The following is a 12851-nucleotide window of genomic DNA, read 5'->3' as shown; positions in this document are numbered from 1 at the left end:
ATTGCTTTATGGATCACGCAATATATACCGCAATGGGCGCGGCCAGTCAGACGATGGAGCAGCAGTCTGTTACCGCCAGCAACCTCGCGAATGCTTCAACACCGGGCTTCCGGGCGCAGCTGAACGCGCTGCGCGCGGTGCCGGTCAGCGGCTGGTCTCTGCCAACGCGTACGCTGGTTGCCGCCTCAACGCCGGGTGCCGATATGACACAGGGATCGCTCGACTATACCGAGCGTCCGCTGGATGTGGCGGTCCAGCAGGATGGCTGGCTGGCAGTTCGCACCGCCGACGGCAGTGAAGCCTATACCCGTAACGGGAATATGCAGATCAGCCCGACCGGTCAGCTGACCATTCAGGGCAATCCCGTCATGGGCGACGGCGGACCGATCGCGGTGCCGCAGGGGGCACAACTTACCATCGCGGCGGATGGCTCTATCACCGCGCTCAATGCGGGTGACGCGCCCAACGCCACGGTTCAGCTGGGCCGCCTGAAGCTGGTGCGCGCTACCGGGCAGGAGCTGACGCGCGGTGACGACGGCATGTTTCGTCCCAGCGCGGCGACGCAGGCGCAGCGCGGTGCTGCGCTGGCTAACGACGCCACGGTACAGGTGATGCCGGGCGTGCTGGAAGGCAGCAACGTTAAGCCGGTTGAAACCATGGTCGATATGATCGCCAACGCCCGACGTTTCGAGATGCAGATGAAAGTGATCTCAAACGTTGATGAAAACGAACAGCGCGCTAACCAGCTGCTCAACATGAACAGCTAAAGCGTAAGGAAAACAGAATGATTCGTTCTTTATGGATCGCGAAAACCGGTCTTGACGCACAGCAAACCAATATGGACGTGATTGCCAACAACCTGGCAAACGTCAGCACCAACGGCTTTAAACGTTCGCGCGCGGTCTTCGAAGATCTGATGTATCAGACGCTGCGTCAGCCTGGCGCGCAATCGTCTGAGCAGACTACGCTGCCGTCTGGTCTGCAGATCGGTACCGGTGTCCGCCCGGTCACTACCGAGCGGCTGCATAACCAGGGCAACCTGTCGCAGACCAGCAACTCCAAAGATGTGGCGGTCAACGGACAGGGTTACTTCCAGGTGCAGATGCCGGATGGCACCTCGGCCTATACGCGCGATGGCTCTTTCCAGGTGGACCAGAATGGTCAGCTGGTGACCAACGCCGGCTTCCCGGTACAGCCGGGTATTACCATCCCGGCAAACGCCACCAGCATCACGATTGCCCGCGACGGTGTGGTCACGGTGACGCAGCAGGGGCAGGCGCAGCCAGCGCAGGTGGGCCAGCTAACGCTGAGCACCTTTATGAACGATGCCGGTCTCGACAGCGTGGGCGAGAACCTCTATCAGGAGACGCAGGCTTCCGGTGCGCCCACTGAGAGCACGCCCGGTCAGAACGGCGCCGGTCTGCTCTATCAGGGATATGTGGAAACCTCCAACGTCAACGTGGCGGAAGAGCTGGTGACCATGATCCAGACGCAGCGCGCGTATGAAATTAACAGCAAAGCGATCAGTACGTCCGATCAGATGCTGCAGAAACTTACCCAGCTTTAACGCCGGGATCGCCGGGCCACTCCGCTGGCCCGATTAAGAACATACAGAAGGTCAGAACTCCGTGGCGAAGCAAGCGATTCTCAAGCCTGGTCATTGGTTGGTAGCCACGCTGCTACTGACGCTCAACGGTTGTGCACTGGTGCCGCGCACGCCACTGGTTCAGGGGGCAACCACGGCAGAGCCAACGCCGTCTGCACCACCGGTGGTGAACGGCTCTATTTTTCAGGGCGTGGCACCGCTGAACTACGGCTACCAGCCGCTGTTTGAGGATCGTCGTCCACGTAATATCGGCGACACGCTGACCATCACGCTGCAGGAGAACGTCAGCGCGAGCAAAAGCTCTTCCGCCAGCGCCAACCGCAACGGCAGCAACAGCTTTGGGGTAACCGGTGTGCCGACCGGGCTGGAAGGATTACTGGGCGCAGGCGGTGAGAAAGCTGCACTGAGCGCCGGCGGTAAAAACGATTTTGCAGGTAAAGGGGGCGCAACCGCCAACAATACCTTTACCGGGACCATCACCGTGACCGTGAATCAGGTGCTCTCTAACGGCAACCTGCGCGTCGTGGGTGAGAAACAGATTGAGATTAATCAGGGAACCGAATTTATTCGTTTCTCTGGCGTGGTGAACCCGCGCACCATCAGTGCCAGCAACGCGGTGCTGTCTACCCAGGTGGCCGATGCGCGTATTGAGTACGTCGGTAACGGTTATATCAATGAGGCGCAGACCATGGGCTGGTTCCAGCGCTTCTTCCTGAACATCTCGCCGATGTAAGAGGATATTATGAAAAAAAGTATTTTGCTGCGGGCAGGTCTGGGATTACTGCTCGCCGTCAGCAGCCTGATGGCGCAGGCGGACCGCATTCGCGATTTAACCAGCATCCAGGGCGTGCGCGAAAACCAGCTGATTGGCTATGGGCTGGTCGTGGGGCTGGACGGCACCGGCGACCAGACCACCCAGACACCGTTTACCACCCAGACGGTCAGTAACATGCTCTCTCAGCTGGGGATCACTGTCCCGGCTGGCACCAATATGCAGCTGAAAAACGTGGCGGCGGTTATGGTGACAGCAAAACTGCCCTCGTTTGCCCGTCAGGGACAGACGCTGGACGTGGTGGTCTCTTCGCTGGGTAACGCCAAAAGCCTGCGCGGCGGTACGCTGCTGATGACGCCGATGAAAGGGGTGGATAACCAGGTATACGCGCTGGCGCAGGGAAATATTCTGGTCGGCGGCGCTGGTGCCTCGGCCGGCGGCAGCAGCGTGCAGGTCAATCAGCTTAACGGCGGCCGGATTACCGGCGGCGCCACCGTGGAGCGCGAGCTGCAGAGCAACTTTGGCAGCCAGAACACCATTAACCTGCAGCTGAACAGCGAAGATTTTACCATGGCGCAGCGTATCGCGGATGCCATCAACAGCCGCGGCGTTGGATCGGCACTGCCGCTGGATGCGCGCACCGTACAGATCCGCGTTTCACCAAACAACAGCTCTCAGGTACGGGCGCTGGCGGAGATCCAGAACATTGACGTCTCTGTACCGCTGGAAGATGCAAAAGTGATCATCAACTCACGCACCGGCTCGGTGGTGATGAACCGTGAGGTCACGCTGAACACCTGTGCCGTTGCGCAGGGGAACCTGTCGGTCACGGTGAATCAGCAGCAGAACGTCAGTCAGCCTGATACGCCGCTGGCCGGCGGGCAGACGGTGGCGACAACGCAGACGCAGATCGATCTGCGGCAGAGCGGTGGTGCGCTGCAGCGCGTTAACGCCAGTGCAAACCTGAACAACGTGGTACGCGCCCTGAATGCGCTGGGTGCGACGCCGATTGAGCTGATGTCGATTCTGCAATCGATGGAGAGCGCAGGCTGTCTGCGCGCGAAGCTGGAAATCATCTGATGACCGATATGCAATCGCTGAATAATGCGGCGTATGACAGCCGCTCGCTGAACGAGCTGAAACGCCAGGCCGCTGCCGATCCCAAAGGAAAAGCGCTGCAGGTGGCGAAACAGGTAGAGGGCATGTTCGTGCAGATGATGCTGAAAAGCATGCGCGACGCGCTGCCGCAGGATGGCGCACTGAGCAACGACCAGACCCGACTCTACACCTCGCTCTACGATCAGCAGATTGCGCAGGAGATAGGCAAGCGCGGACTGGGTCTGGCTGACACCATTGTCAAACAGATGCAGCCCCCGCAGGAGCCCGATGAGCGTGCCGGCACGGTTCCGATGAAGCTGGATAACAGCTTTATCTACAGCAGCAGCAACAGCGTGCCGATGCAGCTGGAACAGATTGTGCGCAAAGCGGTACCGCGTCTGCCGGTTACGCCTGTGAATCTTCCTTCTGACAGCAGTGAGTTTATCGCCCAGCTGGCGCAGCCGGCGAAGCTCGCCAGCCAGCAGAGCGGTATCCCGCACCATCTGATTCTGGCGCAGGCGGCGCTGGAGTCGGGCTGGGGCCAGCGTCAAATCCTGACCCGCGACGGCAAGCCAAGCTATAACGTGTTTGGCATTAAAGCGAGCGGCGACTGGAAAGGCGAAACCACGGATATCATGACCACTGAATATGAGGCGGGTGAGGCGAAGAAAGTGCGGGCCAGCTTCCGTGTCTATGGCTCCTACCTTGAGGCGCTGACTGACTATGTGCGCCTGCTGTCGAAAAATCCGCGCTATGCGGCGGTCACCAGCGCGCCAAGTGCCGAGCAGGGCGCGCGCGCGCTGCAGGCGGCGGGCTACGCCACCGATCCGAAATATGCGCAGAAACTGGTGGGAATGATCCAGCAATTCAAAAACATGGGCGAAAAAGTTGTAAAAGCTTATGGCCAGGATATCACCGATCTGTTCTGACGTCTTAGCCTCAAGTTTCCCTTAAGCACGCCGATAACCTTCATATGTTGCGGGCGCCTGCCGTCCGCACAACTGCACTGATGACTGCCAGCCCGGTTAACGGGAAAGAAAGGAACCGAGATGTCCAGTATAATTAACTCCGCAATGAGCGGGCTGAGCGCCGCACAGGCCGCATTAAGCACCACCAGCAATAACATCAGTAACTACACTGTGGCGGGCTATTCACGGCAGACTACTCTGCTGTCGCAGGCCGGCAGTACGCTGCAGGGCAACAGCTATTATGGCAACGGCGTAAATGTCAGCGGCGTACAGCGCGAATATGATGAGTTCATCACGACGCAGCTGCGCGGATCCAGCGCCAGCTACAGCGCGGTCAATACCCAGCATAATCAGATCTCCAATATTGACGATCTGCTTTCGACCTCTACGACCAGCCTCTCAACGTCCATTCAGAGCTTTTTTACCAACGTACAGAACGTGGTCAGTAACGCTAACGATCCGTCCGCGCGTCAGTCGATGCTGAGTTATGCCCAGGGGCTGGTCAATCAGTTCCAGACCACGGCGCAATATCTCAATAACATGCAGACCAGCGTCAATACCGATATCACCGCCAGCGTCGATCAGGTCAATACCTTTACGCGCCAGATTGCCGATCTCAATACGCAGATTGCGAAGCTGACCACCGGCGGCGGCGCAGCCCCTAACGACCTGCTGGATCAGCGCGACCAGCTGGTAAACAGTCTGAACAATGTGGTGGGCGTGAAAGTTGCGCAGCAGGATGGCAGCTATATCGTCTCAGCAGGCAACATTACCCTGGTTAATGGCCGCAATGCCACCAGCCTGGTGGCGATGCCTTCCAGCGCCGATCCCACGCGCATTACCGTTGGCTACAGCGACAAACAGGCCGGTAACGTAGCAATCCCGGAAAAAACGCTGACCACCGGTTCGCTGGCAGGGTTGCTGGCGTTTCGCAGTCAGGATCTGGACGGTGCACAGAACCAGCTGGGCCAGCTGGCCGCAGCGTTTACCACCGCGTTTAATGACGTGCACAAAGGCGGCTTTGACAGTAAGGGCAACCCGGGAGAGGACTTTTTCACTATCGGTACTCCGGATGTGCTCAGCAATCTGAAAAACAGCTCTGCGGCTTCCGTTAGCGCCAGCTGGAGTGATGCCAGCGCACTGAAAGCCTCAAACTACACCGTCAGCTATGACAGCGGCACATGGTCCGTTACCCGTGCTGCCGATAATGTGCGCTTCGACGTTGCGCCGGCTGCTGACGGCACGCTGAATTTTGATGGTCTGCAGCTGACGGTCAGCGGCAGTGCGAATAGCGGTGACAGTTTTCTGGTCAAGCCGGTACAGAATGTGATTGGCGGTATGTCGGTTGCCATCACCAGCGAATCAGAGATTGCAGCGGCAGCCGTGAAAGGCAGCGGCGAAAGCGATAACCGCAATGCGCAGAAGCTGCTCGATCTGCAGGACAGCAAGCTGGTTAACGGAAACGCAACTATCGCGCAGGCTTATGCCAGCCTTGTCAGCAGCGTGGGCAACAAAACCAACTCGCTGGAAACGGCCAGCACCACGCAGAAAAACGTGGTGGCGCAGCTGAGTGACCGGCAGCAGTCTGTCTCTGGTGTCAACCTTGATGAAGAGTACGCCAACCTGACGAAATATCAGCAGTTTTATATGGCGAATGCGCAGGTATTGCAGACCGCCAGCGCGGTATTCAACGCGCTGATGGGCATTCGCAGCTAAGCAGAGGAGAGAAGAAAGTGCGTCTTAGCTCAAGTATGATTTTTGACCAGCAGGTGCGCGGGATCACCGATTCGCAATCCTCCTGGCTGAAGGTAGGCCAGCAGCTGGCAACCGGGCTGCGGGTCAGTAATCCCTCTGACGATCCTATCGCGGCTTCACGCGCGGTCGTGCTGTCACAGTCGCAGGTAAAAAGCAGCCAGTACGCCACGGCGCGCAGTTTTGCTAATCAGAGCCTGTCAATGGAAGAGAACGCGCTTTCCGGCGTGATCGGCACCATACAGGATGCGCAGACCACCATTGTCAATGCGTCCACCGGCACGCTGAGCGATGACGATCGCGCCTCGCTGGCGACCCAGCTGGAAGGGCTGCGTGCGCAGTTGCTGAACCAGGCGAACAGTCAGGATGGCAACGGACGCTACATTTTTGCCGGTTATAAGACAGACGCCCCGCCGTTCAGCGACAGCAGTACCGGTGTGGCCTATGTGGGCGGGGATGAGCCGATCACTCAGAAAGTTGACGAAAGCCGTACCATGCAGGTGAGCAGTACCGGTAAATCAGTATTTATGGCTATCACCAGCAACGCAAAGCCAGAACCTGATAACGGCACCAGCGAGACCAGCCTGTTCAGCATGCTCGACAGTGCAATTGCCGCGCTTAAAACACCGCAGGATAACGCGGACGACGCCACAAAGCAGGCGTTTCAGGCTGCGATGGATAAAACCAACCGCGGACTGAGTAACTCACTCAATAACGTGCTGACAGTGCGTTCTGCAGTGGGGATCCAGATGGCAGAGGTGGGTACCTTGAATCAGCAGGGTGACGATCGCAAAACCATCATGAACACGCAGATGAGCGATCTGGTGCAGGTGGACTATACCCAGGCAATCTCCAGCTACACCATGCAGCAGACGGCGCTGCAGGCGTCATACAAAACCTTTAGTGATATGTCGAAGATGTCGCTGTTCCAGCTGAATTCGTAACTGACCAGACGTTCAGCGTACTTAACCGGGTATGCTTGTTTTTCCCATCGCCTTCGCGGGCGATGGGTTTTTTTTGTCTGCGGTTCAGGCCACAGCTGGCGCGGTGACCACGGTAAACAGCAGGCAATAAAAAACCCCGGAACAGCCGGGGTTTTATTTTTTTTATCCGCGCAGGGTTACACGCTGTCCGGACGGGTGGCCGGAGCGGTAGCCTGGTGCGTCGCGCTGTGACCACCGGCAGAGCCGCGGCCATCAAAGCTGAACGGCGGACGTACCCAGTCGCTGTGACGTGCCGGCTCCGGTTCCCACGCTGGTGCCGGGGCGCGGGTCATCGGTGCCGTGGCGTGCAGCTTAAAGCGTGACTCTGATTGTTCGACTGACACATCGCGAGCCGGAACCGGCGCATGAGGTTCAGTGACCGGCGCGACAGGCGCTTCCGCCGCGACCGGCGCTGACAGCACGTTTTCAACCTGCGTTTCGACAACCGGGGTAACATCCGCTGGTGCCTGTTCTGCTGTGGCAACGGCTTCGGTTACCGCGGGCTGTACCTCTTCCTGCGTAGCAGGCTGTGGCGCCTCTTCTGTCACGGTCGCAGGACCGGCTTCCGCCGCCGTCTCCTGCGCCACCGCTTCATCGGCTGCAGAGATAACCGCAGGCTCATGATTAACCGGCGCGGCAACAGGGGTCAGATCATCGGTGTTTACCACGGGCACCTCGGTGTGCGCCTGCGGTTCAGCCTGATGTACCACTTCTGACGTTTCTGGCTGTGGCGCAACCGCTGAGGCGGCTTCGGCAGCTGCCGGCAGCGCGTCTGCATCCTGATAGCCGTAGTCTGGCATTTCGTTCAGCGCCTCCTGAGAGGTGAACTGCTCGTGCGTCTGAGCAACCGGATAGGATACCCAGACTTTACCAGATGCCATCTCCGGTGAGGCGGCTGCCGCTTCAAGCGGCATCGGCGACTGCAGCGGATAGCGCTCATCGCGATAGCGACGGCGGCGCTGACCGCTTACGCGCAGGTGACGCGGCGAGCGACGTGAACGGCGTGGCATGTTCGCGCCTTCGCGGTTCTCGTTATCATCCTGCTCATCACTCATTTCCGGCTGTTCAGCGGCGTTCACCGGCTGTGCGATGTCCGCTGCTGCTTCTGGCTGCGCGGCAACTGATGATGCTTCCGGTGTCTCGCCACTGCGGATACGCTGAGTCAGCTGACGCGGCTTGCGACGGGGCATGACCTGAACGCGTTCTTCTTCCTGTACCGCTGCGTCCACCGCAGGGATCTCTTCAGTCGCGACGGTCTCAACGGCTTTCTCTTCCTGCTGCTGAGCACGCTTCTCTTCCTGACGACGACGCTGACGCTCGGCACGCTGTTCACGGCGCTGCTGCTGCTGTTCATCACGCTGCTGCTGCTGCTCTTCAGTCAGAGCCGGGCGCTCGGCACGCGGCTCGTTCTGACGCTTGTTGCGGCGATTGTCCTGATCGTTGCGCGGTTCGCGGTTATCACGCGGTTCACGATTTTCACGCGGCTCGCGTGCTTCACGTGGTTCGCGTGGTTCACGCGGTTCGCGCGGCTCACGAGCTTCGCGGTTCTGAACCTGCTCACCATTGCGCGGCGTGCGTTCACGACGATTATTGTTGCGACGGTTATTACGGCGTTCGCCACGCTGCTGCGTGTTGTTCTCTTCTTCTGCTGGCTTACTCTCCTGCTGAGAGGGCGCTTCCGCAGGAGCTGCTGCCGGGGTATCGCTCGCAAACAGCTTTTTCAGACCGTTAAGCAGGCGACCCACCAGACCCGTGCTGACCGTGGCCGGCGCTGCCGCAGGACGTGCTGCGGCCTGAGCGCTTGTCTCGCTCTTCGCCGCAGGTGTTTCGGCAGCGACTTCAACCGGTGCCGGCGGGGCATCCGGCATCACAAAGGCTGCCAGCGCAGGCTGCTCCGGACGACGACGTTCAGCGTGCTCTTCTTCTGATGGCAGTGCCATTTCAGCTTCATGCAGCTTCGGCAGATGATAAGAGAGGGTTTGTGTCTCTTCACCTTTGCGCACGCGCAGCACGGAGTAGTGCGGCGTTTCCATCTGATCGTTAGGCACGATAATGGCGCGTACGCCACCCTGACGCTTCTCAATTGCACTGACCGCTTCGCGTTTTTCGTTCAGCAGGTAAGAGGCAACCGGCACCGGCACAATGGCGTGCACTTCTTTGGTGTTGTCTTTCAGCGCTTCTTCTTCAATCAGGCGCAGAATAGAGAGCGACAGTGATTCGTTATCGCGGATGGTACCCGTACCGCTACAGCGCGGGCAGACGTGGTGGCTCGACTCACCCAGTGACGGGCTGAGACGCTGACGCGACATCTCCAGCAGACCAAAACGGGAGATATGGCTAATCTGAATGCGTGCACGATCCTGACGCACCGCTTCGCGCAGCCGGTTCTCTACGGCGCGCTGGTGACGTACCGGCGTCATATCGATAAAGTCGATAACGATCAGGCCACCGAGGTCACGCAGGCGCAGCTGGCGGGCAATCTCATCGGCTGCTTCAAGGTTGGTATTGAATGCCGTTTCTTCGATATCGCCGCCGCGGGTTGCGCGGGCAGAGTTAATGTCGATCGCGGTTAACGCTTCGGTGCTGTCTATAACAATTGAGCCGCCAGAAGGCAGACGAACTTCACGCTGGAAGGCGGACTCGATCTGCGACTCAATCTGGTAGTGGCTGAACAGCGGAATTTCACCGGTATAGAGTTTGATCTTACTGCTAAAGTCAGGGCGGCCCAGCGCAGCGATATGCTGACGCGCCAGCTCCAGGACTTTAGGATTATCGATAAGAATTTCACCAATGTCCTGACGCAGATAGTCGCGGAAAGCACGCACAATAACGTTGCTCTCCTGATGGATCAGGAACGGGGCGGAACGGCTGTCTGCAGCTTTTTTGATCGCTTCCCAGTGCTTAAGACGGAAGCTCAGATCCCACTGCAACGACTCCGCTGATTTACCCACGCCTGCCGTGCGTACAATCAGACCCATGCCTTCCGGCAATTCCAGCGCCGACAGGGCTTCTTTCAGTTCAGTGCGGTCATCACCCTCAATCCGGCGGGAAATGCCTCCGGCGCGCGGGTTATTAGGCATCAGAACCAGGTAGCTGCCTGCAAGAGAGATAAAGGTCGTAAGTGCAGCGCCTTTATTGCCGCGCTCTTCTTTATCAATCTGAACGATCACTTCCTGACCTTCACGCAGCACATCTTTGATGTTAGGACGGCCATGCGCGTTATAGTTAGCTGGGAAGTATTCGCGGGAAATTTCTTTCAGAGGGAGGAAACCGTGACGCTCAGCGCCATAATCGACAAATGCCGCTTCAAGGCTGGGTTCAACGCGGGTGATTTTACCTTTGTAGATATTGGCTTTTTTCTGCTCGTGTCCGGGACTTTCGATATCCAGATCGTACAGACGCTGACCGTCAACAAGGGCAACGCGCAACTCCTCCTGCTGAGTTGCGTTAATTAACATTCTTTTCATCGTGACTTACTCGTTATTCTCACATGAGTGATAAAGCTGCGGGCATCGTTACCCTGGACGAGAATCAACCGATGGCCCCGTGTCTGCATGCACTGACGTCAACCTCACGGTTGTCGGCGGCTAAAGGGGCGCAAATCTTGTCGGTGGCCTGCTTTTCATAAGGAAAACCAGCGCCTGAAGGTGGAAATAATACAAAATTTTTGAAAATCCACACATCCCAGTCTGTTGTCCAGGCCGCAACCCGCAGCCCGCTAAGTGCCTGATAAAGCATCACGTCTTACGCCATTGCTGCGTGCTCGTTTTATCCGGCAAATTACCTTAATTTCGCTCTTTTTCTGCCCGAATCTTTCCGATGCAGAAACAGCAGCATTATTCCACTGCTCACCCGCATATAGCAAGGCGACTTTTGTCGAGCTGTGAAGTTTGTACGCCCTTAACCTGTTCATTTGCGGGGCTAATCAGCAGATTGCTGAAAAAGCCACCGTTTTAAGCGGTCAGACGCCTGAAACAAGAGTGAGTTAAGCACAGAAAAAGGGGTGGCGCTATCAGGGGACACTATTTAGAATCGCCGGCATGAAAACAGAGAATCCCGGCGTACATTTTGTCGCCATCACGGCTGAAAATGCCGGACAACGTATAGACAACTTTTTGCGTACCCAGCTCAAAGGGGTACCAAAAAGCATGATTTATCGCATTCTGCGTAAAGGCGAAGTACGGGTAAATAAAAAACGCGTCAAGCCTGAATATAAACTCGAGGATGGCGACGAAGTGCGCGTGCCACCGGTACGGGTCGCAGAGCGCGAAGAGCAGGCGGTGTCGCCTAAACTCGATAAAGTTGCAGCGTTAGCGGATGCCATTCTGTATGAGGATGACCATCTGCTGGTGCTGAATAAGCCGTCCGGCACGGCGGTACATGGCGGCAGCGGTCTGAGTTTTGGTGTGATTGAAGGGTTGCGGGCACTGCGTCCGGAGGCGCGCTTTCTGGAGCTGGTGCACCGGCTGGATCGCGACACCTCGGGCGTGTTGCTGGTCGCTAAAAAGCGCTCGGCCCTGCGTTCGCTGCATGAGCAGCTGCGTGAGAAGGGGATGCAAAAAGATTATCTGGCGCTGGTACGCGGCGACTGGCCCTCTCATCTGAAAGTGGTGCAGGCGCCGCTGCTGAAAAATATTCTGCAGAGCGGAGAGCGGATAGTGCGCGTCAGTGCAGAAGGCAAGCCTTCAGAAACCCGGTTCAAAGTGGAAGAGCGGTTTGAGCTGGCGACGCTGGTTAAAGCCAGCCCGGTGACCGGACGCACGCATCAGATCCGCGTGCATACTCTGCATGGCGGTCATCCGATTGCTTTTGACGATCGCTATGGCGATCGCGAATTTGATCGTCAGCTGGCCGGCACAGGGTTATCGCGCCTGTTTCTGCACGCGGCAGCGCTGACATTTACGCATCCCGCAACCGGCGAAACATTACGCATGGAAGCGCCGCTGGATGCGGCACTCAAACACTGCCTGACCAGACTGCGGCAGAAGAAAAGCTGAATATACCGGCATCAGCCCAGCGGGTTGATGCCGGCCTTAATCAGCAGCTGATTAAGCGCAATCAGCGGCAGCCCGACCAGCGTATTCGGGTCGCGTCCTTCGAGCCGATCAAACAGACAAATCCCCAACCCTTCGCTTTTAAAACTGCCGGCGCACGCCAGCGGCTGCTCCCGCTCAACGTAGCGCGCAATCTCCTGGCTGCTCAGCGTACGGAAGTGCACCGTAAAAGGCTCACAGAGCACAAACTGCTGACGGGTGGCAGGCTGCAGCAGCGCCAGTCCGGTATAAAACACAATGGCTTTACCGCTTGCCTGCGCCAGCTGCCGGCAGGCGTTTTCGCGAGTGTGCGGCTTCCCGGCGATCGCGCCATTAAGTACGCACACCTGGTCAGAGCCAATGATCCAGCGATCCGGGAACTGCCCGGCCAGTGCCTGCGCTTTGGCCAGCGCGAGACGCTGCACCAGTTCAGGCGCGGTTTCTTCGGGCAGCGGGGTCTCATCGCATGCAGGCGCGGCAGTAATAAAAGGCACGCCAAGCTTGCTGAGCAGCGCCTGACGAAACGGGGACGTTGAGGCTAAAACCAGTGGCATCATCATTTTTTTACAGAATAGATAGCGTAAACATGACGGGCATTTTAAACTATGCGCCGCACTGGATGCGACTAGCTGGTGAAAG

At 58.0% G+C, this 12851-nt stretch carries 11 protein-coding genes; 8 read left to right on the top strand and 3 right to left on the bottom strand.

Annotation, left to right across the window (positions count from 1 at the left end; all coding sequences use genetic code 11):
- Positions 1–8 precede the first annotated feature (8 nt).
- The 7 genes from B3041_RS10190 (at position 9) to flgL (ending at position 7140) form a co-directional block, all read left to right on the top strand.
- Entirely contained in the window at positions 9–767 is a 759-nt protein-coding gene (locus B3041_RS10190; RefSeq protein WP_065649606.1) for a flagellar basal body rod protein FlgF, read from the top strand.
- 17 nt (positions 768–784) lie between these two features.
- Positions 785–1567: a flagellar basal-body rod protein FlgG gene (gene flgG, locus B3041_RS10185; protein ID WP_039383803.1), complete on the top strand. Its 783-nt coding sequence runs from the start codon at positions 785–787 to the stop codon at positions 1565–1567.
- A 61-nt stretch (positions 1568–1628) separates the two neighbouring features.
- Positions 1629–2339 (top strand): flagellar basal body L-ring protein FlgH, encoded by a 711-nt coding sequence (locus B3041_RS10180; protein WP_065649605.1) that lies wholly within the window; start codon positions 1629–1631, stop codon positions 2337–2339.
- A gap of 69 nt (positions 2340–2408) precedes the next feature.
- Complete coding sequence (locus B3041_RS10175) at positions 2409–3458, top strand: flagellar basal body P-ring protein FlgI (protein WP_240484905.1); 1050 nt, start codon at positions 2409–2411, stop codon at positions 3456–3458.
- Positions 3458–4405 carry a flagellar assembly peptidoglycan hydrolase FlgJ gene (gene flgJ, locus B3041_RS10170; protein WP_065649603.1) on the top strand — a complete coding sequence of 316 codons (948 nt, stop codon included), beginning with the start codon at positions 3458–3460 and terminating at the stop codon, positions 4403–4405. Before B3041_RS10175 ends, flgJ begins: the two co-directional genes overlap by 1 nt.
- A gap of 120 nt (positions 4406–4525) precedes the next feature.
- Positions 4526–6160: a flagellar hook-associated protein FlgK gene (gene flgK, locus B3041_RS10165; protein ID WP_292972075.1), complete on the top strand. Its 1635-nt coding sequence runs from the start codon at positions 4526–4528 to the stop codon at positions 6158–6160.
- Between the two features lie 17 nt (positions 6161–6177).
- The gene (gene flgL / locus B3041_RS10160; protein ID WP_292972072.1) at positions 6178–7140 is read left to right on the top strand and encodes a flagellar hook-associated protein FlgL; all 963 of its coding nucleotides are present in this window, start codon (positions 6178–6180) and stop codon (positions 7138–7140) included.
- 176 nt (positions 7141–7316) lie between these two features.
- On the opposite strand, the gene rne is transcribed toward flgL, so the two are convergent.
- Positions 7317–10646, bottom strand: a complete 3330-nt coding sequence (gene rne, locus B3041_RS10155) for a ribonuclease E (RefSeq protein ID WP_292972069.1) — start codon at positions 10644–10646, stop codon at positions 7317–7319.
- 64 nt (positions 10647–10710) lie between these two features.
- Positions 10711–10920: a hypothetical protein gene (locus tag B3041_RS10150; protein WP_139074200.1), complete on the bottom strand. Its 210-nt coding sequence runs from the start codon at positions 10918–10920 to the stop codon at positions 10711–10713.
- 299 nt (positions 10921–11219) lie between these two features.
- Here B3041_RS10150 and rluC point away from each other — a divergent pair, with 299 nt between their 5' ends.
- The gene (gene rluC, locus B3041_RS10145; protein WP_065649599.1) at positions 11220–12176 is read left to right on the top strand and encodes a 23S rRNA pseudouridine(955/2504/2580) synthase RluC; all 957 of its coding nucleotides are present in this window, start codon (positions 11220–11222) and stop codon (positions 12174–12176) included.
- Positions 12177–12187: 11 nt separating this feature from the next.
- Here the strand turns inward: rluC and B3041_RS10140 are convergent, their stop codons facing one another.
- Complete coding sequence (locus tag B3041_RS10140) at positions 12188–12772, bottom strand: Maf family protein (RefSeq protein WP_065649598.1); 585 nt, start codon at positions 12770–12772, stop codon at positions 12188–12190.
- Between the last annotated feature and the right edge of the window lie 79 nt (positions 12773–12851).

The organism is Pantoea sp. UBA4549 (assembly GCF_002387285.1).
Lineage (GTDB): Bacteria > Pseudomonadota > Gammaproteobacteria > Enterobacterales > Enterobacteriaceae > Pantoea > Pantoea borealis.
The sequence above is the reverse complement of the archived record's forward strand: the minus strand, read 5'-3'. Positions and strand labels throughout refer to the sequence as shown.

Bases quoted from the DNA above. Each gene is read 5' to 3' on its own strand.
- B3041_RS10190 (WP_065649606.1), top strand. From the start codon at position 9: ATGGATCACGCAATATATACCGCAATGGGCGCGGCCAGTCAGACGATG.
- flgG (WP_039383803.1), top strand. From the start codon at position 785: ATGATTCGTTCTTTATGGATCGCGAAAACCGGTCTTGACGCACAGCAA.
- B3041_RS10175 (WP_240484905.1), top strand. From the start codon at position 2,409: ATGGCGCAGGCGGACCGCATTCGCGATTTAACCAGCATCCAGGGCGTG.
- flgJ (WP_065649603.1), top strand. From the start codon at position 3,458: ATGACCGATATGCAATCGCTGAATAATGCGGCGTATGACAGCCGCTCG.
- flgK (WP_292972075.1), top strand. From the start codon at position 4,526: ATGTCCAGTATAATTAACTCCGCAATGAGCGGGCTGAGCGCCGCACAG.
- rne (WP_292972069.1), bottom strand. From the start codon at position 10,646: ATGAAAAGAATGTTAATTAACGCAACTCAGCAGGAGGAGTTGCGCGTT.
- rluC (WP_065649599.1), top strand. From the start codon at position 11,220: ATGAAAACAGAGAATCCCGGCGTACATTTTGTCGCCATCACGGCTGAA.
- B3041_RS10140 (WP_065649598.1), bottom strand. From the start codon at position 12,772: ATGATGATGCCACTGGTTTTAGCCTCAACGTCCCCGTTTCGTCAGGCG.